Source organism: Klebsiella sp. WOUb02 (genome assembly GCF_050058015.1).
Taxonomy (GTDB): domain Bacteria; phylum Pseudomonadota; class Gammaproteobacteria; order Enterobacterales; family Enterobacteriaceae; genus Klebsiella.
On sequence record NZ_CP170106.1, the window covers coordinates 401,143 to 421,889 of the forward strand.

The 20,747-nt window shown below is 61.3% G+C and carries 13 protein-coding genes and 3 pseudogenes; 1 reads left to right on the forward strand and 15 read right to left on the reverse strand.

Going from position 1 to position 20,747, the window contains the following annotated elements; translation table 11 throughout:
* Window positions 1–250: 250 nt before the first annotated feature.
* Entirely contained in the window at window positions 251–712 is a 462-nt protein-coding gene (locus tag ABOC21_RS04110) for a SymE family type I addiction module toxin (protein WP_426812030.1), read from the forward strand.
* 43 nt (window positions 713–755) lie between these two features.
* Here ABOC21_RS04110 and ABOC21_RS04115 read toward each other — a convergent pair whose 3' ends face one another.
* The 15 genes and pseudogenes from ABOC21_RS04115 to fimA form a co-directional block, all read right to left on the reverse strand.
* Window positions 756–1,115, reverse strand: coding sequence for a hypothetical protein (locus ABOC21_RS04115; RefSeq protein WP_426812031.1), 360 nt, complete (start codon window positions 1,113–1,115; stop codon window positions 756–758).
* Complete coding sequence (locus ABOC21_RS04120) at window positions 1,102–1,257, reverse strand: polymorphic toxin type 25 domain-containing protein (protein WP_426812558.1); 156 nt, start codon at window positions 1,255–1,257, stop codon at window positions 1,102–1,104. Before ABOC21_RS04120 ends, ABOC21_RS04115 begins: the two co-directional genes overlap by 14 nt.
* Window positions 1,258–1,350: 93 nt before the next feature.
* Window positions 1,351–1,788: a hypothetical protein gene (locus ABOC21_RS04125; protein ID WP_192480449.1), complete on the reverse strand. Its 438-nt coding sequence runs from the start codon at window positions 1,786–1,788 to the stop codon at window positions 1,351–1,353.
* 3 nt (window positions 1,789–1,791) lie between these two features.
* Window positions 1,792–2,349: a toxin C-terminal domain-containing protein gene (locus tag ABOC21_RS04130; protein ID WP_426812559.1), complete on the reverse strand. Its 558-nt coding sequence runs from the start codon at window positions 2,347–2,349 to the stop codon at window positions 1,792–1,794.
* Window positions 2,350–2,478: 129 nt separating this feature from the next.
* Window positions 2,479–10,173: pseudogene (locus tag ABOC21_RS04135) on the reverse strand (hemagglutinin repeat-containing protein); the annotation flags it as partial.
* Complete coding sequence (locus ABOC21_RS04140; protein ID WP_426812032.1) at window positions 10,166–10,714, reverse strand: toxin-activating lysine-acyltransferase; 549 nt, start codon at window positions 10,712–10,714, stop codon at window positions 10,166–10,168. The pseudogene ABOC21_RS04135 and the gene ABOC21_RS04140, both read right to left, overlap by 8 nt.
* Window positions 10,714–12,393 carry a ShlB/FhaC/HecB family hemolysin secretion/activation protein gene (locus ABOC21_RS04145; RefSeq protein ID WP_426812033.1) on the reverse strand — a complete coding sequence of 560 codons (1,680 nt, stop codon included), beginning with the start codon at window positions 12,391–12,393 and terminating at the stop codon, window positions 10,714–10,716. The genes ABOC21_RS04140 and ABOC21_RS04145 overlap by 1 nt, the downstream gene beginning before the upstream one ends.
* A 176-nt stretch (window positions 12,394–12,569) precedes the next feature.
* Window positions 12,570–14,012: an EAL domain-containing protein gene (locus ABOC21_RS04150; RefSeq protein ID WP_426812560.1), complete on the reverse strand. Its 1,443-nt coding sequence runs from the start codon at window positions 14,010–14,012 to the stop codon at window positions 12,570–12,572.
* A 28-nt stretch (window positions 14,013–14,040) separates the two neighbouring features.
* Complete coding sequence (locus tag ABOC21_RS04155; protein ID WP_426812034.1) at window positions 14,041–14,946, reverse strand: fimbrial protein; 906 nt, start codon at window positions 14,944–14,946, stop codon at window positions 14,041–14,043.
* 17 nt (window positions 14,947–14,963) lie between these two features.
* Window positions 14,964–15,467, reverse strand: a complete 504-nt coding sequence (locus tag ABOC21_RS04160) for a fimbrial protein (protein ID WP_426812035.1) — start codon at window positions 15,465–15,467, stop codon at window positions 14,964–14,966.
* Between the two features lie 12 nt (window positions 15,468–15,479).
* Window positions 15,480–16,007, reverse strand: a complete 528-nt coding sequence (locus ABOC21_RS04165; RefSeq protein ID WP_426812561.1) for a fimbrial protein — start codon at window positions 16,005–16,007, stop codon at window positions 15,480–15,482.
* Window positions 16,008–16,020: 13 nt separating this feature from the next.
* Window positions 16,021–18,643 (reverse strand): annotated as a pseudogene (locus ABOC21_RS04170) (fimbrial biogenesis usher protein).
* 74 nt (window positions 18,644–18,717) lie between these two features.
* Window positions 18,718–19,444, reverse strand: a pseudogene (locus tag ABOC21_RS04175) (fimbria/pilus periplasmic chaperone).
* Window positions 19,445–19,479: 35 nt separating this feature from the next.
* Entirely contained in the window at window positions 19,480–20,019 is a 540-nt protein-coding gene (locus tag ABOC21_RS04180) for a fimbrial protein (RefSeq protein WP_426812036.1), read from the reverse strand.
* A 71-nt stretch (window positions 20,020–20,090) separates the two neighbouring features.
* Window positions 20,091–20,639: a type 1 fimbrial major subunit FimA gene (fimA, locus tag ABOC21_RS04185; RefSeq protein WP_426812037.1), complete on the reverse strand. Its 549-nt coding sequence runs from the start codon at window positions 20,637–20,639 to the stop codon at window positions 20,091–20,093.
* Window positions 20,640–20,747 lie beyond the last annotated feature (108 nt).

A 20,747-nucleotide genomic window follows, 5' to 3' on the forward strand; every position in this document is an offset into this window, starting at 1 on the left:
TGAGTACTACCATTCTGCATCTTGAAGTTACTTAGGTATATATTATTTCCTGAATCAACTTCGCAATAATCAAAACTGTCCATGTAATATATACTGTGTTTTTATTCAGTGCGATATAATGAAGGCAGAAAAATTGTCATTTGTCATAACGGAAGGATGGAATAGGTAGAACGATTTTTAAAGAGCGCGGTAAGGAGGTGGTGGAACACCTTCTTACCGCTAACCACAGACAACTGAACAGGAGTTGAATATGGCTGAGCAGAATTTTAAGCCAGAAAGTGCTATTGCCAAAATAGAATCTGATGAATCAGAAACTAGTGGCGAAAATTGCGAGCTGTTACGTAAAAAACCAGTTAAGCACTTGCAGAATAGATCCACTACGGAGTCATCACAACCGCTTAACCGCACGGAGTTTTACGACCGTATGCGACATGACTATATCCCGCTCCAGGGTGACTGGCTTTCGCAGGCCGGATTTACGCTGGGTATGCCGGTAAAAATCAGAGTGATGCCAGATTGTATTGTGATCACCGCCCAGAACAGCCGGGAGCTGTTCGGTTGTGCCGAAGGGCTAAGCACGGCTCATTTCAGCAAGAAGAAAATGGACTTGTGGATCAAGACGTTCCCCGGTGCGCTTAACGATACCGGTGATCTGTCGGTCATCCGGCGGGAGAAGCCCCGCTATGATTGCCTGAAGCGAAGCCGTGACTGATCCTTAAGGTCAAATCCCGGCTCAGCAGCCGGGATTTGACTATTCAACCCTGGTAAATGATTTCGTATTCAGTGTAATCATGAAAAAAATATTTCCCATATGCAGCGAAGAGAAGAAAAGAGACTCCTCCAGATAAGTCAGCAAACAATTTCAAATCATAAAACTCTCTTCGATATTCTAGAAATGCTGCTGAAATATAACCCAGCACGAGAAAAATCAAGGCGATGTTTGAAAACGTATCCTTCTTGAAAAACATAAAGTTGAAGTATAGCAACGCATCTCTACCTACTTTCGATCCACCAAGTTTTTTATATACAAATATAAAAAAACATGCTCCCCATGCGGCTAAGAAGAACAACATAACTAGCGCTGATGTATTAAGCGCCATATCATTTGAAATCATGGTGGTAAATTTCCTTAGTAGTATCGCCGTTCAGTTCTATTTTTTCACCGTGAGGGGCAGTGGAAGAACCAGTAAAACCTATACTTGACCCGACAGAGAAGGAAAAACTAACATGATCTCGGTGCAGGCTTATGGAAAATATATGGAATTATTGGGTTCGTTATCGGAAGGTGACAGTAGCCCCTCTTACAGAAGACATTCGAAAAAGACCACCTCCTCAGGAGGTGGTCTTTTACTAACGTTTAAGGCTATGATAAAAATCAAGAACGCTTTTTAAATTAGTACTCCATTCCGATATTTTCATACCATCTTCATTATGCGTTGTTCGTGGTTCAGTGAAGTTGTTTATAGTTTCAGGAGTGAACCCTGGGCATTCATCTAAAAATAAAATGCTATTTTGAACAAATACATCATCACCCGAGAAATATAGAACCCAAGTAAATATAAAATTCACGTTTTCAGGCTCGTACATTGAAACAGCTAAAGTAGCATGCTTTTTATTTTCCAGACCCTCTTTAAGAGAGTCTCTCCAGCTATCTTTGTAGTTCTTTATATTCCAATAAGATAGAGGTATATTCATCATTTCTGAAAAATCATCAATGACTATTGACGCAGGTAAAACGCATTCACCCTCGATATCTAATGGTTTATCCTCAGGGAAAATACCAAACATATATCAGTCCTTAATCCTGTTTAAATCGCTGTCATAAGTTCCCACACGATTCCCTCTACGGTCAAACATTTTCCAGCCATTGGTAACATTATGACTGTCAATGTCAGGTGTAATGTAATTTTTCCCGTCATAGAAGACTGGCTGACCATGTGAATTAAATGGTGCTTTTTGTGCTGGTATTCTTCGGTCAAAGCCTAATTTCCCAGCAGCCTCTTGGGCTTCTTTTCCTTTTAAAGCAAGATAAGCCAAATCATCCTTATTCGGTCCATCCGGGATCGGTGTTACTGTGGTATTTCCGCCAGTATCCGGCGCACCTTCCGTGTTCCCGGTATTTGTGGCACCTTGACCTGAAACCTGATTATTACCAGTATCATTCGGCCCGGTATTCGCCTGACTGTCATTGTTCCCTGTATTATTTGGCCCGATATTAACCTGACCATCATTATTCCCTGTATGTGAGGGAGCGTACTTATCCTGAAGAGAACTCAGATATTTTCCGGTGATCTCATCATTACCCAGCATTTCCAGGGTAATCAGGTGATCCAGTTCATCTGACGTCATCTTATCGGCAACATCCTTGATGGCTGCTCCGGCAAGACCCACTATTCCAGCTTTTGCACCTATCTCCAGTAGCTGCTCTGCAACCTTATTCCTGCACGGCGAGAGAGCGGCACAACCACGTGCAATCAGAGCCAGATTATTATTCTCCACCGTCGTCTTCCCGGCCTGCGCGCCGGAAACCGCAGATGCGCTGCTGTCACCAGCCAGCCCACCCGCCAGTCCCGCCGCCAGGGTTGCCAGGGTCGAGACGGTTTGCTTCTGAGTTTCGTCCAGTTCGCTGACCGTTTTGCCGTACATCTGCGTGGCGATGATGCCGATCAGTTCACCGGTTGCAGCGCCAGCGGCACCGGCGAGGGCGCTCTGGTTCTGCGCGGCGGCAAGAGCGGCGTTGACCACCGCATGCGCGGCGACCTTGCCCGCATCGTCCAGATTGCTGTAGTGGCCGATAACCTCCGCCACATACGGCGCCGCGCCGCCTGCCAGCGCCGCCTTTAGGTCGCTGCCCGCCAGCCCCTGCACGGCGGCGGTTGCCGCCTGAATCGCCTGCTGGACGCTGCTCCCGGTCCCCCATTGCTGCTGCGCGGCCTTATAGCCGTCAGTTGCGGCCAGCTTAGCGTTATATTTCTCCCAGGCCTCCTTGCTGGCGCCTTTTTCCGGCTCGTTGATCTTTTCCTTCGCCAGCTCGGCCTTGCCTGCGTTGATGGCGTTAATCTGTCCCTCGGTGCGCGCAATATCCGCCACCTGATTGCCAATCTCGCCAATCAGCTGGGTCTGCTGCAGGCGCTGCTGCTCTTTCTCTTTATCGAAGATCGGCGACAGGGTCTGGTTGGCATGCTCCACGTCGCGGCTGAGGTTCGCCACGTTCTGGGTCTGCTGACCCTGGTCGCGGACAATGAGCGTACCGTCGGAGACCGCCGCGCGGGTGGTGCTGCTGTCGTGGCCCTCGTTGTTCCCGCCGGTCAGCAGGCCGTTGGCCATGTTCCCCGCAAACTGGCTGCCGATGCTGCCGCCGCTGCTGAACCCGACGCTCTGGTGCTCGGTTTTAAAATCGGCGCGGTTGTCGATATCGCCCCAGCCCAGCGTGCCGGTGTCGAGGCGGTTTTTGTCCGCCGTCGCCGTCGAGCCAATCACCGCGCCATCCAGCTGCGTATGCCCGCCGACGGTGATGTTATACCCGCCTTTGCCGGCAAAGATGCCCGTCTGCTCCACCACGGAATCGTAGTTGCTGTGCATCTTGTCCTTGCTGAGGTTGACGCTGGCGGAGCCGCTCATGGAGCCAAAGGTGAAGCTGCCTCCGGCGCTGGCGTTCTGCTGTTTTGAATCGTAGCGGTCGTTGTCCTGCTCAGAGGTGAGGGTCAGGTTGCGGCCGATATCGGCGATAACTGTATCCCCGCTGACCTGAGCGCCGGTGAGGGTGGTGTCGCGCCCGCTGTTGAGGATCAGATTGTTGCCGGCATCGACGGTGGTTTCGCTGTGGGTGGTGCCGTTGCCGCTTTCGCTGCCTTTGCCCTTGTTGGCGCTGGCGGAGACGCTGATCCCCCAGCCTCCGGAGCCCACGCCAATCCCGACGCCGACCGTGCCGCCTTTGCTTTCGTTTTTGCCTTCAAGCAGCGAGGTGTTTTCAGCGGAGATCAGGTTCAGGTCGCGGCTGGCGGAGAGGGCCACATCGTTGCCCGCCTTCAGACTGGCTGCCGACTGCGTTCAGATCGCCTTCGCGGGCGGTGATGCTAAGGTCGCGCCCCGCCGTCAGGCTGCTGCCCTGGGCGGTGGTCTGCTCGCTGCGCTGAGTCGATTTCGACGACTGGCTACCGTAAGAGAGGCTGACGCCAACGGTATTGTTGTTGGCCGGATCGTTGCCCTGCGCCGCATCCAGACGCGCGGCCTGGCCGGCCTGCACGCCGGAGAGGGCCGCCTTCACCCCCTGCAGGGTCTGCAGGCGGCTGCTGCCGGCGGATTTGGCGTCCTGGGTGGCCTGCACCACGCTGTTGAGGGCGCTGCCCGCCGCGCCGGAGAGGGCCAGGGTCAGGCCGGAGGTTTTCTGTTCGACCACGTGGGTCTGCCGGCTCTGGTTTTCGGCGGCGGTAATGGCGACGTTTTTGCCGCTCAGGGCCATGTCCTGGCCGGCGATCAGATCGGAGCCGTTGACCGTCAGGTTGTCGCCCGCGCGTAGCGTCAGGTCGCCGTTCACGCTGCCGACGGTGCTGCCTGCCCGGGTAACATCCGCCCCGGTATCGGTGATTTTAACGCTTTGGGTGCCGTAGCTGAAGCCGATCCCGCCGGAGCTCATTAGCCCCGATTTTTTCTCCTGCTTCAGGTGCTGCTCGCTGTTGTACTCATCCCGGGTGTCGATCCGCAGGTCGTTGCCCGCCAACAGCGCCACGTCGCCGCTGCCGGCCACGCTGCTGCCGCGCACGGTGAGATCGTTGCCGGCGGTGATGCCGACGCTGTCGCCGTTCAGCTCGCTGCCCTGGGCCGTCTGCCGCGAGACGCTGTCCTGGGTGCGGGTGGTGGTTTTGGACAGCCAGCCGCTGCTGCCGGTGACCTTGTGGCGCTCGTCCAGGTCCTGGCTGTTTTCGCCCGCCGCGAGGGTGAGGTTATTGCCCGCCCCGAGGTTCAGCGCCGCGCCGGAGGAGAGGAGGGAGCCGCGGGCGCTGAGATCGTTTCCGGCGCTGAGGGTGACGCTGCCTTTGCCGGTCACTTCGCTGCCGGTGCTGCTGCTCTGGCTCTGGCTGAGGGCGTTGTCGGCATCCCACACCAGATTATCGCGCCAGGCGGTGGTGACGTCGTTGAGCTGGATATCGCGCCCGGCCACCAGCTGGACTTCGCCGCGTTCGCCGCTGGCGACCACCTGCGCGCCGCTGAGGGTGATATCGCGGCCGGAGTGCAGCGTCAGCCTGCCGTCGTCGCCCTGGACATAAATGCCGGAGACGCTGTCGATGGTGGTGCGGCTGAAGCGGTTATCGCCGCTGACGCTCCGGGCGTCGGCGAGGGTGGTGGTGGCGTTGATGTCCCGTCCGGCCACCGCCTGCAGGCTGCTGTCGCCCTGGATGATGCCGCCGATGTTATTGATATCGTTGCGGGCGTTCAGGCGCACGTCGTCGCCGAGCAGGGTTCCCGCCCGGTTGGTGATATTGTCGGCGTCAAGCTGCAGGACGCGGCGGCCGTTAAGGGTGCCGCTGTTGAAGAGGTCGCCGTTGAGCCTGATGCTGACGTTATTCCCGGCGAGCAGCGCGCCGGAGCCGTCGATGTCGCCCGGTTTAACTTTGGCGTAGACCTGCGGCACCAGCACGCTCTGCAGCGAGCCGTCCGGCATCTTCACCGTGGTGTTCACCAGCCAGACGATATCGCCGGTCAGCAGCGCCATCTGTTCGGGGGTCAGCGCCACGCCGCTCTTCAGCGCGTACTGTTTGCCGAAGGTAATGCCCTGATCCATCAAGGCCTTAAACTGCTCTTCGTCGCTGGTGTAGCCGTCAAGATAGCGCTGGCCGGTCAGGGCTACCACCTGCTCGCGGATCAGCCGCTGCTCATAGTAGCCGTCTCCCAAACGTTTTAGCGTCGTGTCGCCGTTGCCGGCCAGCGCCTGCTGCATGTAGTCGCTGCCGAGCCACTGCTTCTGGTTGGTGAAGCGCGGATCGGTTTCCACCAGAGACGGCACGTCGGCGGCCGGGTTGACCGTAAACAGGCTGTTATCCGGCAGGGTGGTGTTCGGGCCGACGATGCGAATCGCCCCTTCCGCGGGCGTGACCTCAAACTGCTGGCCCGCCGGCGGCGTGACCGGCTCGCCGGGCGAAACGGCGTGCTGACCGGCGACGGCGCCCGCCACGCCGATCGCCGCCGCCGTGCCCTGCGGGGTCAGCGGCGCGATGGTGAGCGGCGTGCCCTCGACGCTGCCGCCGCTGATGAGCTGCCCCGGCTTCAGGGAGATGCTTTGAATTTCGGTCGGCGGCGTATAAGCGGTACGGTCGCGGCCCTGCTCGTCGCCCCCTTTGTGGCGAATGCGGTAGTAGTGGGTGGCGGTACCGACATCGGTGGTCCGCCGCTCGCCCGTTACGTCGTCGTTTTTCACCTCCCGCAGGCCGGCGATCGCCAGGGTGCCGCCGGCGATGACCTGGCTCTTATCGTTCAGCAGGCGGTCGCCGGTGAGCGTTATATTGCCGCCGGCGAGGATCTTCGCCGGGTCGGATTCGAGGATCCGCGTCTCTTCCACCGTGCGGGTATAGTCGAACTGGTTGAAGCTATCGTTATTGCTGCCGGTGTCGTCCGGGGTATTCAGATTGCGCAGGCCGTCGGCGGAATTACCGTCGACAAACACGCCCTCGTCCGCGGCGTTCCAGCGGTTGGGGGAACCGGTGTGCTGATATTCGGTTACCTGCTCCTGAGCAACGGTGACGATCCCGGTGGTGAAGCGATCGTTGATGTTGTTGATCTGCCCGGCGGCGATCGTCATATCCCCGGCGGATTCGATCGTCGCGCTGTGGTTATCGATCGTTCCCGCCCGGCCGATCGCGGCGCCGTTATCTCCCAGCGCGCCGCCAATCAGCAGATCGCCGCCGCTGTAGATCAGCCCGTGGTCGCGATTGTTCAGGGTCTGTACCCCGAGATCGACGCGCTCGCGCCCGGCAAGGGTCGCCGCCGTGCCGTTTTCCGCCAGGTTGTTGAAGGTGACGGCATTGACGCCAACGGCGTTGCCGTAGATGCGCCCGCTGCCGCTGTTGGTGAGGGTTCCGGCGTTAATCCGCGTATAGCCGCCGTCGATCAGTCCGGCGTTGAACAGGGTGTCGCTGACGTTAAGCGTGTTTTGCCCGGCGTTAATTTCGCCGCTGGCCCCGTTGCTCAGGCTGCGGCCGGTGAGGTCGAGTCTGCTGCCCGCCAGCAGCTTACCGCCGTTGGTGATATCCCCCGCTGAGGTGAGCGTGAAGCTGCCGTTGGCCACCATCGTCCCGCTGTTATTCAGCGACCGGCGGCTGCTCAGGGACATGTCGCCGAGCGACAGCAGACTGGCCGCCGCCGTCGAGGCTTTCCGCGTCGATGCGCAGCATCTCGCCGGCTTTCACCGTGCCGTCCTGGTTAAGCAGCGCCAGCCCGTCGCCGCGAATATCCACCGTCCCGGAGGCCGCCAGCCCGCCGCTGCGGTTGTTGAGCTCGCCGTCGTTGCGTACCGTCAGCGATTTATCGGCCAGGATCATCCCGCTCTGGTTATCGATCGTCTCGGTGGCGAGGGCGATGTTCTGCGCCTCCAGCCCCTGATTGTCGCCAGGGGTATTGTGGTTGATAAGCCTGGCGGCGGTGAGCGTTAGCGTCGCGCCGCTGCGCATCAGCCCGGAAATATTGTCCACGATGCCGCGGCCGCTATCGATCAGCAGGTCGCCGACGCTCTGGATCTCTCCCCCGCCGTTGCGCAGCTGCCGGCTGCGCAGGGTGGCGGCTGCGCTGCTGATGATGCTGCCGCTGCGGTTGCTGATGTCGTCCGCGGCGAGCGTCAGATTCCCGCCGCTCTGGATCAGGCCATCGCTATCGTTGATCAGCTGCCCGCCGCTAACGCTCAGCGTCCGCTGCGCCGCCAGCTGGCCGCCCTGATTGTCCAGCCGGTCGGCGTGGAGAAGGGCGTCCGCGTTGCTGAACAGGGTGCCCAGGCGGTTGTCGAGGCTGGTGACGCCAACGTCGAGCGCGCCGCCCGCGCCGACGATCCCGTGGGCGTTGTCCAGCGTGCCGCCGCGCAGCGTCATCGCGCCCAGCGCCTTCAGGCTGCCCTCGTGGTTCAGGAAGGAGCCGAAGCTGGCGTTCAGGGCCTGCTCCGCGGCGAACTGACCGGCACGGTTATCAACAGCGCCCCCTTTGAAGGTGAGCGTCCCGCCGCTGGCGAGGTAGCCGGACTGGTTATTGAGCGCGCCGCTATAAATAGCCAGCGCGCTGTGCGAATACAGCGACCCGAACTGGTTGTTGAAGGTGCCGTCGGCGAGCGCCAGCGTGGCCCCGTCGGCGACGATAACCCCCTGCTGGTTATCCAGCCCGGCGGCGCTGATGGTCTGGGTTTTGGCCGCTTCGATGCGGCCCTTATTGTTGCCGATCGCCTGCGCGCTGCGGATCTCGCCGCTACCGGTGGCGGCGGAGATCAGCCCTTCGCTATTGTTGAGATCCCCGGCGTCGATCCGGGTATTTCCCGCCGCGGCGAGGGTGCCTTTACGGTTATCCAGGGCTGTCCGGGTCTGCGCCGTCAGGCTGCCGCCCTGCGCCGCCAGCACTTTCCCGCCGCGGTTATCGACGGCGCGCGCCGCGAGCTGAATATCGCCGTTGGCGGCAATTTCACCTTCCCGGTTATCGATATCGCCCGGCAGATTCACCGCCAGGGCGCCGCCGCCGGTCTGCACCAGCTTGCCTTTGTGGTTCGAAAGATGCTGCGCGGAGAGGGTTATTGCGTCGGCGCTGAGCGTGCCGCCGTCGTTGTTGAGCGTTTGGCCGCTGCGCAGGGTCAGATCCCGGGCGTTGACCCCGGCGTTTTGCGTGAGCAGGTGGCCCGCGCCGCTGTCCAGCTCGACCCGCCGGCCCTGGGTCTGGCTGCCGCTGATGTCCACCCCCTGGCCGCTGGCGTTCAGGTTTCCGCCGGCCAGCGTCTGGCCGTGGACGCTCAGCTGGCCGTCGGCGTGCAGCCGCAGGTCGCCGCTCTCCGCCAGCTTGCCGTCATTTTTTACCCCGGCGGCCAGCACGCTGCCGCGGCTGCCGGTGAGGCTGGCCGCCTGAATATCCACGTTCTGGCCGGCGGTCAGCGCGCCGCCGTTGCTGAACTCGCCGGCGGTGCGGACGGCGGCGTTTTCGCTGGCGCGCAGCGTGCCGCTGTTTTCAATGCGGCCGTCGGCGCTCAGGCTTACGCTCCCGGCCTGGGCGCCGATGGCGCCGGCGTTGCGCACCCCGACGCCGCTCTCGGTGCCGACCATGCGGATTTTACCCGCGTACATGCCGCCGAGGCTGGCGACATCCACCGCCAGACTGCGGGCGGGTTGCCGGATCGTCGCCGGTTTTTTCGATGCGCTGGTGGGCGGCATCCACCCGGTTGCGCCCGGTGGTGACCCGCAGATCTTTGGCCCACAGCCCGGCGTTAACCTTCACCGAGCGGGCGATAATATCGGTGTAGTCGGCCCCCGAGCTCTCCATCCCGGCGCCTTCGATGGCCACTTCGCCGCGTTCGACCTGGTAGCCGGTGAGATTGCCGTTGTTAATCTGCGCCTGGCCGGTGGTCAGGGTGGCGCGGTTGGCGTTGATAAAGCCGCAGCCGTTACAGGTAATGCCGGACGGGTTGGCGATCACCACCTGGGCCTTTTTGCCGGCCACTTCAATCATCCCGTTCAGCCGGCTGGGGTCGCGCGAATTCACCTCGTTCAGAATGACCTTCGCTTCGCCTTTCGCCAGCCAGGGGTTCCCCGCCACCATGCCGCCCAGCTGGGTCTGCACGTTTTTATGCGAGTTATTGAGGATCGCCCCCTGCTGGTTGACATCGAACTGGCTGTAGGTGTTGCGCGATACCCCGGCGGCCGACGGGGTCTGAATATTGACCTGCGGCGTGCCGTTGGCGCTCGGCATCACCGTCGGCTGCTGGTTTTTCGGCGCGCCGGCGTCGGCGACGATATTGGCCTGCGCCGGGTGAATCACCCCCATCGCCAGCCACAGGCTGAAGCTGATGGCGCTGATTTTACCGTGCAGCCGGCGCGGTAGGCTTCCCGGCGCGGAAGAACGTGCGGAGCCGGCGCGTCCGGAGCGGGCGATGTCCGCCACCACCATCAGCATGCCGCGTGCTTTATTGAAAACAATACGGTAGAGGTTCTTATTCATGGTTTAGTCCTTTAAACGCTTCCGGCAGGTTGACGGCGAGCGGGTGGGTCAGCCGCCAGAGCCTGGCCTGTTCGCGGCTGACGCGGCGGCCGTGGAACATCACCACCCGTTTGCCGCGCTGTTCGCCGCGGTGATAGAGCGCCCGAACGCAGTGATCGGCAAAGACGTCCTGGCGCATCAGGGCGTTCATGGCGGCGGTATGGCCGAACGGCGCGATCCAGTCGCAAAACCACATCCGGTCGCCGCTGTCCCAGTCCGCCTCGCGCATCTCAATCGCCGGACGGGTGAGATAGCGGGCTTCCGACTCGCGGTTGAGCCATGCCCAGCTGAGAAAAAACACCGGCCGCTCGTTTTTGATAACCAGCACATACTGGCGGCGCTTGATAATCGGCATCAGCAGGGTGGGCAGAGCATGCAGCGGAGCGTCGCGGTGCATCGGCGAATGCATCCATAGCCAGACGCTGGCTCCCAGCACTTCGGCTTCGTTGTCGGAGCCGCCGAATATCAGCGGCGCCTTAATCTCGTATTGTCCAGTACGCATCACCAGCTCCAGTTCAGGTTGAAGCCTAGAGTCACGGCGCTGGTGTGGAACCCATCCGGCTTCGAGAATGGCGTTCCGGCGAACAGGTCGTAGCCGGTATTGAAGGCGCTGCCGCGAACGCCGAGCACGCCGCCCGCCAGGTGTTGGCCGATAAGATAATCAGCGCTATAGCCGCCGACTTCACCGTAGTCCGCGCCGAGATAGAGCTCCTGATTCTCCAGCGGCGTGCGCCAGGCCAGATCGTTGCGCACGTACCAGCCGTGGCTGGCGCTGAGGGTGCGCTCGCCGTCGAATCCGCGCACCGTCCAGCGGTTGCCGATGGCGAACTGGTCCTGCGGCGTCAGCGGGGTGTTGCTGATCTGGCGCAGATACTGCACGTTGTAGCGGAAATTCTCGCCGCCGATAGTAAAAGGCAGGTCGAGCTGGGCGTTGAGCTGGGTGATTTTGCTCAGCGCGGTGGCATCGCCAACGTACTCTTCCGGCGCGGGCCGCGCGCCAAACCAGCGGGTGCCGCGCTGGTAGCTGGCGCCGAGGTCGAGAGTGGCCTGGCCAATATAGTGGCGATGCTGTAGCCCCACGCGCCAGGCCGCGGTCTGGCGACGCTGGACGCCCACTTCGGTATCGTCGATGTAGTTGCGGGTTTCGCGGGCCAGCACGTCGTAGGTGAAGGTCGTTTTCTGCGTCCCGCTGCGGTGCAGAACGCGGCTGAGCTGCACGTCGAGATTTTTACTTTTGCCGCTGTAGCGGTAATCGCTGTTCAGCCCGGCCACCGTCTGGTGATAGTCGTAGTCGCTGCCGGTGACCCCCAGCATCCAGTAGCCGTAAGGTACCGAGTAGTGGGCAATGTAGTTGCGGCTGCTCTTGCCGCCGCTATCGTCGAGATCGTGGCTGGCGGAGAGATAGAGTAGATCGCTGAGCGAGAAGGGGTTATCCAGAGATAGCGTCACGCCGCCCTGATAGCGGCCGGTGGTTTCGGTGCCCGAGTCGTCCAGCGACAGCCCCAGGCGCCACATCTTCGCCTGCCTGCGGGTAATAACGATATCGCTCTCGCCGGGATTATCACCGGGGACAATCTCCATGCTGGCTTCGACGGTAGGCAGACGCTGGAGATTTTCCAGCCCCTGTTCGATATCGCGCAGGTCGAGCAAATTGCACTCATGGGCCGGAAAGGCGCTATACAGCCGGATATAGTCGTCGCTCTGCTCCGTTAGCCGTACGTGACGTACGTAGCCCGGCACGATCGTCAGCTTCAGGGTGCCGCTTTTTAAATCCTGGGAGGGCGCCAGCACGCGGGTGGTGATCCAGCCGCCGTCGACCAGCCGGTTTTGCAGGGCGCTCATCAGCAGGTTAATCCCTTTCCCCCCGAGGCAGCGCCCCTGCGCCTGGTCGGCGATGCGCTGCAGCGGCAGCCAGCGGGGGAGCGCTTCCTGACCGCTCAGCGCCACGCGGTGGATGGGAAAGCAGGGGGTTTCCGTCGGGAAGGGAATTTGACCGAAGCCGGAGGAGGGCTTTGAGAGGCGCACGTCCGGGGTCGGCGGCGTCAGCTGCTGCTCCAGCGCCTTCTGACGCTGCTGTTGGATAATAAACTGATCGTCAGGGCCGGCGGCGTGGGCCGGTAGTAGAAAAAACAGGCCTATAGCTGCGGCGATCGCCTGGCAAAGAATGGCTTTGCGGTTCATTGGCATCCTTGCAATGTGAAAATGAACAAAATGTGAGTTTGTGTAAAATTGTTCAATTTTTGTCAAGAAAAGGGAACCAGGCATATTCCGAAAAAGAGCGCGCCCCCTGCCGGGACGCAGGAGAGTGGAGGGTGGGATTCGGAATAAACCGCTGTGATTTCAGCAGGAAGCGCGTTTTATCCGGCCGCGGGCGCGGCGCAGCGTCCCGGTGAAAAGCGTTGAATAAGATCTTCGAGGTTGTCGCGATTGACCGGGGGTGAGATCAGATAGCCTTGAAAGCGGTCGATCCCCAGCGCCTTCAGCATATTCAGCTTTTCCAGACTATCCACCCCCTCGGCAACACAGCGGCTGCCGGTCAGCTGGCAGTAGTAGATCAGGCTTTTTACCAGCGCCAGCGCGTGGAGGTCGTGCTGGAAGTCATTCACGATGCTCATATCGAGCTTGTACTCGCTAAAGCGCACCGCGCGGACCGGAAACAACACGCTGCTTTGTGAAAAGCAGTCGTCGAGCATAATGCGAAAGCCCTGCTGCTGTAATTTCACGATATTGCTGCCGATCTCGCCCTGGCGGTTGAGATCGATGGTTTCGGCAAATTCCAGTACCAGCCTCTCCGCCCAGCGCGGATCGCCCAGCTGCTGGCGGGCCGCTTCCATCATCCGGGTGAGATTGTTATGCCCGGCGATAGCCGGCGGGACGTTCACCGAGAAGTAGAACTCGCCGCGATGCTGGTTGATGCCCTGAACCGCTTCCCGCAGCGCAAAGGCCGTCAGCAGCAGCCAGGCATATTCCGCGCGCACCAGCGGCAGAAACTCGCCGGGCAGCAGCACATTGCCGCCGCGTCGCCAGCGCGACAGCACCTCGATCCCCTTGAGCATCAGCCGGCCATCGGTAATGGGCTGGAATACCGGAAACACCTGCCGACAGTGGATCGCATGCACGAACTCGCGCTCAAACGCCGAAAGCGTGGCGAAAGCCTGCGCTTTGTGCCCTTTTGCCTGGCTTCCGGGGAAGCGGGTGGCGAGATGCGGATGCTGTTCCACCATCTTTTTCAGTCCTGACAGTTTCTGGTTATAGAGGGTCTTATGGCTAACCCCGCGCAGCTCGGCCTGGCGGGTAATGCTGTATCCGCGCAGCCAGTCCAGCGCGGCGTTGAATTCGGGTTTGCTCAGCCCCGTCGGGGGAATGCCGCGCGCCGCCGCTTCGTCGCCGGCCAGCGTCTCCAGCGACGGGTAGTCCGGCGCCGCCTGGCCCAGCAGCGAGGCCAGCTGTCGGCAGGGCAGGTCGGAGGCGGCGGTTTTGACGGCGGCCAGACGGCTCCGGCTGCCCACCAGATGCAGCAGCGTTTGCCACAGCCAGCCGGCGGGGCTGCGGCTGAGGATCAGCATCGGCAGCGCGCTGGCGCTACGGTCAAGTAGCAGCGCCGCCTGGCGGAGGGTAAACAGCAGCCAGAAGGGATCGTCAGGTAGAAACACCACGATCCGCCCGACGGTCGCCGGGGCGGGCAGCGACGGCGCGTCATGGGCCTGGGGCGATAAAAACCTCGGCCGCCGCCCGCCTGCGCCGATCAGCGAAGAGAGCCCCTCCGCGGCCATTGAACAGGGAGAGAGGATGTACTCCACCGCCGGGTCGGGCGGCGGGACGGGCGCCTTACTGGTAGACAAACGTCACCCCAATAATCGACTGCACGTTGCCGGCGGTGACCTGCCCGCTGGTGCGCGCGTACTCGGCGGTCAGCCCAAGGCTAACCGGCGAGGTTCCGACCGTACCCAGCGATACCGGGCTGTTGGCGGCTACCGCCGTACCGCCGCGGGTCAGCTGCACGCCGATCCCCTGCGCCGGCGAGGCGGAGGCGGTATTGGTGAAGATCGCGTTGCCGGAGCCGGTGGTATTGCCTGACAGGTAGTAGCCCAGCGTCTGGTTCTGCGCGCAGTGCACCGTTAGCGGGACCGCCATCGAGCCGGGATAGTCCGGCAGCGTCACCGTCACGTCGCGGGCGGAGACGTCGCAGCCGCCGGTCGGCACCACCACGTCGTTATTGGCATAAATGTTCCAGACGAACTGGTAGGAGTCGCTGTTGTAGTTATTGGTCTGATGGAGGATCAGTACGGCGATAAGCGATCCGGAGGTAATGGCGATCCCGCCGGCGGTGCTGACCGGCGTCAGGTAGAGCGCGGTTGGCCACGGTTTATCGGTGGTTGAGTCGTAAATTACCCGCGAGGTTTCCGTGGTGGTCGGGAACGGATAGGAGCTGCCGTTGTATTTTACGGTACCGGAGAAGCTCGATAGCACGCCGCCGTAGGCGGAGCCGCGCTGCAGGGTCACGTAGTCGGTGATGGTCTGCGGATAGTCGTTATGGCAGAAAATCTGCGTCGATAGATCGACCACCAGGTTTTGCCCGACGCTCACCGCGGGAGAGAGGTTGACGTAGACGTTGGCGCTACCGCCGCCGATGGGGATGGTTTGTCCGCTGGCGGTTTTACAGGCGAAGGACCAGGCGTTAATTGACCAGCCCATCATCGCCAGCGCGGCCAGCAGGGTGACTATTTTTTTCATAAACGTACTCTCCTGATTCAGGCGTAGGTGTAGGTGACGTTAATCACCGCCTGAATGGTTCCCTGGGTGGCGCCGCCGTTTACCGTCAGCGCTCTGACCTGCAGCGGGAAATGGGCGGACTGGGTGGCGTCATCGACCTGCACCGATTTATTGGCGCCGTTGTTCAGCGTGGTGCCGCCGCTGTCCTGCAGCTCAAGCTGGATATTGCCGGCGGTGCCCTGGTTTTTGTAATAGCCGGTGCCGTCCGCGGTGCCGCTGAAGGTGGCGACCACCCGCGAGGTGCCCACCGGGCAGTTGCTTAAATCGAGCGCCACGCTGTGCCACGCCGAAGCGGCCCCCGCCGACACCAGGCTGAAGGTGTAGAGATCGCCGAGGTCGACGGTGGCGTGGGTTGTCGAAACCGTGCACGGTTTGGCCACCACCTTGCCGTTAACGGTGATGGTGACGTCGGCGGCCTGTAGCGAGAAGGCGGCCATCAGCAGCGCGCCGGCCGCAAGCCATCCTGGGGGAGTCCATTTCATCTCAGCCTCCGGTTACTGAAATTCCAGCGTAAAGGTCGCTGTAGCGTTAACGTGCCCGGCGGTGACCGGGACCTGGGTCGCCATCAGGCGGGCGTAAAAGTTCAGGATATTGGTCTGCCCCGGGGTCAGGGTGGTCCAGGCTATCGCCGGGGAGGCGGCGTTCAGCGGCAGCATCGCCTGCTGAGTATCGAGGATCTGCACCCCCATTCCCGCCGCGGCCGACGCGCCGCTGTCCAGCTTTAACAGGCTGGTGTTGTCGCTATCCGCCACCCCGGTGAAGCCAACCTTTACCGCGGTAACCGAACTGCCGCAGGGCGACAGGACGATGCGAAACGGCACCGCGGGTGTGACTGCGCCGACGGCATGAAACTGTTTGGCGGCGTTATCCAGCAGATCGACGGTAAAATCCTTTGATTCTCCCGCCACCGCGCAGGCGTTATCCCGTACGTAGCCGCTGATGGAGATGGTGCTGTCGGCGGCGAAAGCGTTGGCCACGGCAAGCGACAGCACGGCCAGCAGCAAATAGAGCGATTTTGTCATCATGATCCTTTCCTTAGCGGCATACGGCGGAGAGCTGGCTGAGCGCCTGCTGCTGGCTCTCCGGCGGCAGGCGATAATCGGCCACGCAGCCGGCATCCGGCCCGTCTCCCCACTTCACCTGTACCCGGCCGGCCAGCGGCATCCCGCTCAGGTAGACCTGGCCGTTATCGGCGACAATGCTGCCGCTCTGATTGCTCGTCGAGGTCACCATGGCACCGAACGGCACCGGCCTGCCGTTGTGGGTGAGCGTCATCAACAGCTTCATCCCGACGTGGGCCCTGAAGTCGGCGCGGACGATCGCGCCATGGGTTGGCACCACGCTGACCACGGCGTCGTCCAGATCGACGTTGTCGGCGAGGGTGTTGGTATCCAGCGCCACCCGGTTCTCCCGGTACTCGGTGGCGTAAGGCAGCACCGCATAGCCGCGCCAGTCGGTACGCACGCCGGTCTGGTTTTCCACCTTCACCTTTTCCGCGCCGGGCGCTTTGATAAGCACCACCGTATCGTTCAGCGGCTGGCTTAAGGTCACGCCGTTGGCGTGGGCCAGCACGCCGCCGCTGACGCCGTAGTAGAGCTGCTTAAAGCCGTCGCTGCGGCTGTAGCCGACGTTGGCGTTGCCGTAGCCGCCGCGGTAGTTCAGCGCGGTATAGCCCGTGCCGCCGCTGTTGCCGGCGCCGCCTCCGGCGTAGCCGGTCTGCACGCTGTAGCTCAGGTTGTTATCCTCCAGCAGCGTGCCGTAGAGACCGGCGAGGTTGGTCATCCGGCCATCGAGGTCGTGCGACATGCTGTAGCTGGCGCTGGCGTGGCGCCACGCAGATTTGCTGTCCGAGCGCAGCCAGTGACTGAACGGAATGTTGACGTTGACCGCCAGCATCTGGTCGCGCCCCTGCTGCCAGGCGTTTTTGGTCAGGCTGTAGCTCAGCGTCCAGTTGATATCGTCCACCGCGGCGTTGAGTCCGGCCTGCAGTTGCTGGTCCGCCTTGCCGGTTGACCAGTAGGTCTGATGGCTGCCGCTCAGGTAGAGCGTGGCGGTGCGTCCCAGTCTGCTGGGTGACGCTGACCTGCACCTTGCCGCGCTTGCTGTAGGCGAGGTTGTAGTAGTCGGTGAATTTGGGCTTCACCTGGATAACGCCGTCCTGGGTCTCGACGTCGTAGCCGCTCATCCGGCTATAGGTGGTATCGGCAAAGCTGTAGTAGCCCCGCGTGGAGTAGCGGTAGCCGACCAGCTGAATATTGGTGCCGACCTCGTTAAGCGATTTGTTATAGAGGAAGCGCAGCGACTGCCCCTGATGCTTGCTGTCATCGGGCAGGGTGGCGTTTGCCTGGGTCACGTCCAGCGATACGGCGCCGAACTCGCCCATGTTTTTGCCGACGCCGAGGTTAAAGGCGCGGTAGCGGTCGGCCAGCTGGGAGCCGCCGTACAGCGTCCAGCCCGCCGTCAGGCCGTGCAGCAGCGTTCCCTGGAAGAATTTGGGTTTCTCCTGCTGGTCGTTGCCGCTGCGGTATTCCCCCGCCGTCAGGGCGAAGCGCGAATGGCCCTCGCGCTGCAGCACCGGCACCGTTGACCACGGCACGGTAAAGACCTGGCGGGTGCCGTCGGTCTCTTTGATGGTGACCTGCAGATCGCCGCCGTTACCTGCGGCATAGAGGTCGTCGATCGTAAACGGTCCCGGCGGCACCGTGCTTTGATAGATCTCGTAGCCGTTTTGCCTGATCGAGACCTGCGCCGTGCCGCGGGCAATCCCGTGAATGACCGGGGCGAAGCCTTTCTGGCTGTCCGGCAGCATATTGTCGTCAGAGGCCAGCTGGGCGCCGCGGAAGTTGATGCCGTCGAACACGTCGCCGTTGGTATAGCTGTCGCCGAGCGTCAGGCGCGAGCGAAGGGGAACAATATCCCGCTCCAGCCAGCTGTTGACGTGCTGCCACTTATTCTCGTTGCTCGATGAGCTGCCGCCGCTGCTGTAGCTCCAGGTGGTGTTATCGCGCAGGCGCCAGGCGCCGAGGTTGAGGCCGCTTTGCAGATTGAGGTAAGCATAGTTGCTGCTGCCGCCAATATCGTTGTGCACGTTGTTGCCGGTGAAGTTGTAGTTCAGCAGCCCGGCGGTAATCCCGTCATCCCACAGTTCCGGGGGAATATAGCCGCGCGCGCGGTTGCCCATAAAGGCCTGGGGAACGGTCAGGTACAGGCGCTGCTGGCCGACGTCGAAGCGGCTGGTGGACTCTTTGATCAGGGCGGCGAGCGGTACGCAGGCGTCGGCGGCCAGCGTCTCCATTCCCGCCACGGCGGGCGTGTTGACGCCCATGCTCGCCAGATCCCCGCGGGTCAGACAGGGCGCCAGGCGATGATCCTCCTCCCCGGCCTTAAAGGTCACGTCGCGGGTGGTCATAAAGCCGTTGTTCAGATAAATGTCGACCCGATAGGTGCCGGGCGGCACCTCCTGACCCTTCTCAAAGCTGGAGAGGTCCGCCACCGCCGCCGGATCGTCGGCCAAAAAACGCGGGTTAAAATAGAGCTCCGCCCGCGCGGCAAAGGGCTGCGCGGCCAGCGCAAGCAGCAGCGCCCCCGCAAAACGTGGGGCATGACGCCGGGCGCGCGGAGAAACCAAACGGTTCGGTCCATATTTCAGATGTGACATAATCCCTCCGGTCCGAAGTCGCCCGGCTGTCAGTTCTTATTATATTTCAGGGGATAACGCTGGTTTCCCCGTAGCTATTGCGCGACGCCCTTCATCCGCGGGGTCAGCGCGCCGTAGTCGTTAATCGTCCGCCAGGAGATCTCGCTGCCGGCGTCCGGCGGCAGCTTCACCGAGGCTTCGCCCATCGGTGGAACCAGCGCGTTTGCCAGCACCCGGGTTCCGGCGTTGAGTTCGGTCACCGTCAGGTAGTAGGGGGTCGGGTTAATCAGCGTGAGGGTGCCTGCGCTACGGCGAAAGCGCAGCTTCTCCGTCGCCTGGTCCGGCGAGAGCGCCAGCTTAGCCGGGCGATAGTAGAGCTTGATGCGGCTGATAATCGCCAGCTGCAGGGTATTGTCGCTGAGCTTCGATTTATCCATCGACGGGATCGCCTTAACGTTCATCCAGAACAGGCTTTCGCGATCCTGCGGCAGCTGATTGTTGGTGGCGTCGATGATCCGCAGGGTGTTCTCTTTTTTGCCCTGCATGGCGAACAGCGGCGGGGTGATCACAAACCGGCCGTCCTTCTGACCGTCGGCGTTTTCTACCCACGACTGAATCAGATAGGTGCTGCTGTCGTCGTTATTGGTTACCGCCAGCCTGGACCTGCTTTTGCCCGGCAGGATAGATAACCCGGGTGGCTCCCAGCGCCACGCCCGCATCGGCAGCGGTGCTAAACCCGGCGGTGGCGATCATCAACAATCCCGCCACCAGGCTTTGCGTCATCCCCAGTCTCTTTCTCACGTTTTCCCCTTTTATACTCACCGTTGATTCCCGTATCCGGTATGCCTGCTGGCTGGTTACTGATAGGTCAAAGCAAACCAGGCCTGAGCGTTCGCGGCTCCGCCGGTCACCTGACGTCCGGTCGCCCGATATTTGGCGACAAAATGTAGCGTGGTCGGTCCGCTATACAGCCGTGACCAGGCCGCCGCCGGGCTATTGAGCGGGATCGGATGGTCCTCGCCGTCAAACAGCGCCACGCCGACGCCGGTCGCAATCCCCGGGCCTTCGCCCACCGAGAGCACGTCTGGATTTTTGCCATCGGCCACGCCGTGAAAGGTCACGCCCACCCGCTGGCTGACCGCGGTACTGCAATCCTGCAGATGGATAGCGAAAGGAACGGGGTCAGTATCTTCGCCCGCTGAATGAAACCGATTGCTGCTGATTTGCCCCATATTGACCGTCAGCTGCCGGTCTCCCGCTTCCACGCGGCAGGATTCGGCGATGATCACGCCCTGGAAACGCATGCTGCCGCCGGGCAGGGTGACGTTCCACTGGTTACCGGCCAGCGCCAGCGGCGGCAGCAAAACGATCAGCAGACCTGATTTCATTCCTTGCATCGTGATTACCCCAGTCCTGTATGGATAACGGGCCATCCTGGCCCGACGAGCATCCGTGCGTGATGAGTGAATTACTCGTACTGAACTTTGAAGGTAGCGTCGGCGTTAGCGGTACCGGCAGTGGCCGCGCCGGTCGCGTAGTAGCGAGCCTGGAATGGAATGATGTTGGTGCCATCGTTCAGCGTGGTTGCCGAACTGAAGGTTGCGCCGTCCAGACCCAGAGCGGTGCCGGTTTTGTCGAGGATCTGGACGCCGACGTTAGTTGCGCCGCCGGCTGCGGAGTTTTGCAGCGCCAGTACGGTGGTGTTGGTGCTATCGACCGCCGTGCCGGAGAAGGCAACAGAGGCTTTAGTTGCAACGGTAGTATCGCAGTCGTCCAGTTGGATGTTGAAACCAACGGCGGAGCTGGTGCTGCCCGCGGTAGCGAGCTTAGCTGAACGCACCTGGCCTAACTGCACGGTTTGATCGATTGAGCCGGCGTCAACTGCACAGGCGGCGTTGACCACTTCCCCTTTAAAATGCACCGTCCCGCCGTTTACCGTGGTGGTATCGGCCAAAGCCGCCGCGGAGCTCAGGGACAGGGCTGACAGAACAACGATTGCCAGTGTTTTGATTTTCATGTTGTTTTCCTTTAAACAATGTCGATATTACGAACCGAAATTGGCAGTCTTTGTGCCTTCCAGGCATTCCATATGTCAGCCGAATGGTCCGACTGCCGGCTGTGCTCA

Bases quoted from the DNA above. Each gene is read 5' to 3' on its own strand.
- ABOC21_RS04130 (WP_426812559.1), bottom strand. From the start codon at position 2,349: ATGACGTCAGATGAACTGGATCACCTGATTACCCTGGAAATGCTGGGT.
- ABOC21_RS04145 (WP_426812033.1), bottom strand. From the start codon at position 12,393: ATGAACCGCAAAGCCATTCTTTGCCAGGCGATCGCCGCAGCTATAGGC.
- ABOC21_RS04165 (WP_426812561.1), bottom strand. From the start codon at position 16,007: ATGACAAAATCGCTCTATTTGCTGCTGGCCGTGCTGTCGCTTGCCGTG.
- ABOC21_RS04180 (WP_426812036.1), bottom strand. From the start codon at position 20,019: ATGCAAGGAATGAAATCAGGTCTGCTGATCGTTTTGCTGCCGCCGCTG.
- fimA (WP_426812037.1), bottom strand. From the start codon at position 20,639: ATGAAAATCAAAACACTGGCAATCGTTGTTCTGTCAGCCCTGTCCCTG.
- ABOC21_RS04155 (WP_426812034.1), bottom strand. From the start codon at position 14,946: ATGAAAAAAATAGTCACCCTGCTGGCCGCGCTGGCGATGATGGGCTGG.
- ABOC21_RS04125 (WP_192480449.1), bottom strand. From the start codon at position 1,788: ATGTTTGGTATTTTCCCTGAGGATAAACCATTAGATATCGAGGGTGAA.
- ABOC21_RS04160 (WP_426812035.1), bottom strand. From the start codon at position 15,467: ATGAAATGGACTCCCCCAGGATGGCTTGCGGCCGGCGCGCTGCTGATG.
- ABOC21_RS04115 (WP_426812031.1), bottom strand. From the start codon at position 1,115: ATGATTTCAAATGATATGGCGCTTAATACATCAGCGCTAGTTATGTTG.
- ABOC21_RS04140 (WP_426812032.1), bottom strand. From the start codon at position 10,714: ATGCGTACTGGACAATACGAGATTAAGGCGCCGCTGATATTCGGCGGC.
- ABOC21_RS04110 (WP_426812030.1), top strand. From the start codon at position 251: ATGGCTGAGCAGAATTTTAAGCCAGAAAGTGCTATTGCCAAAATAGAA.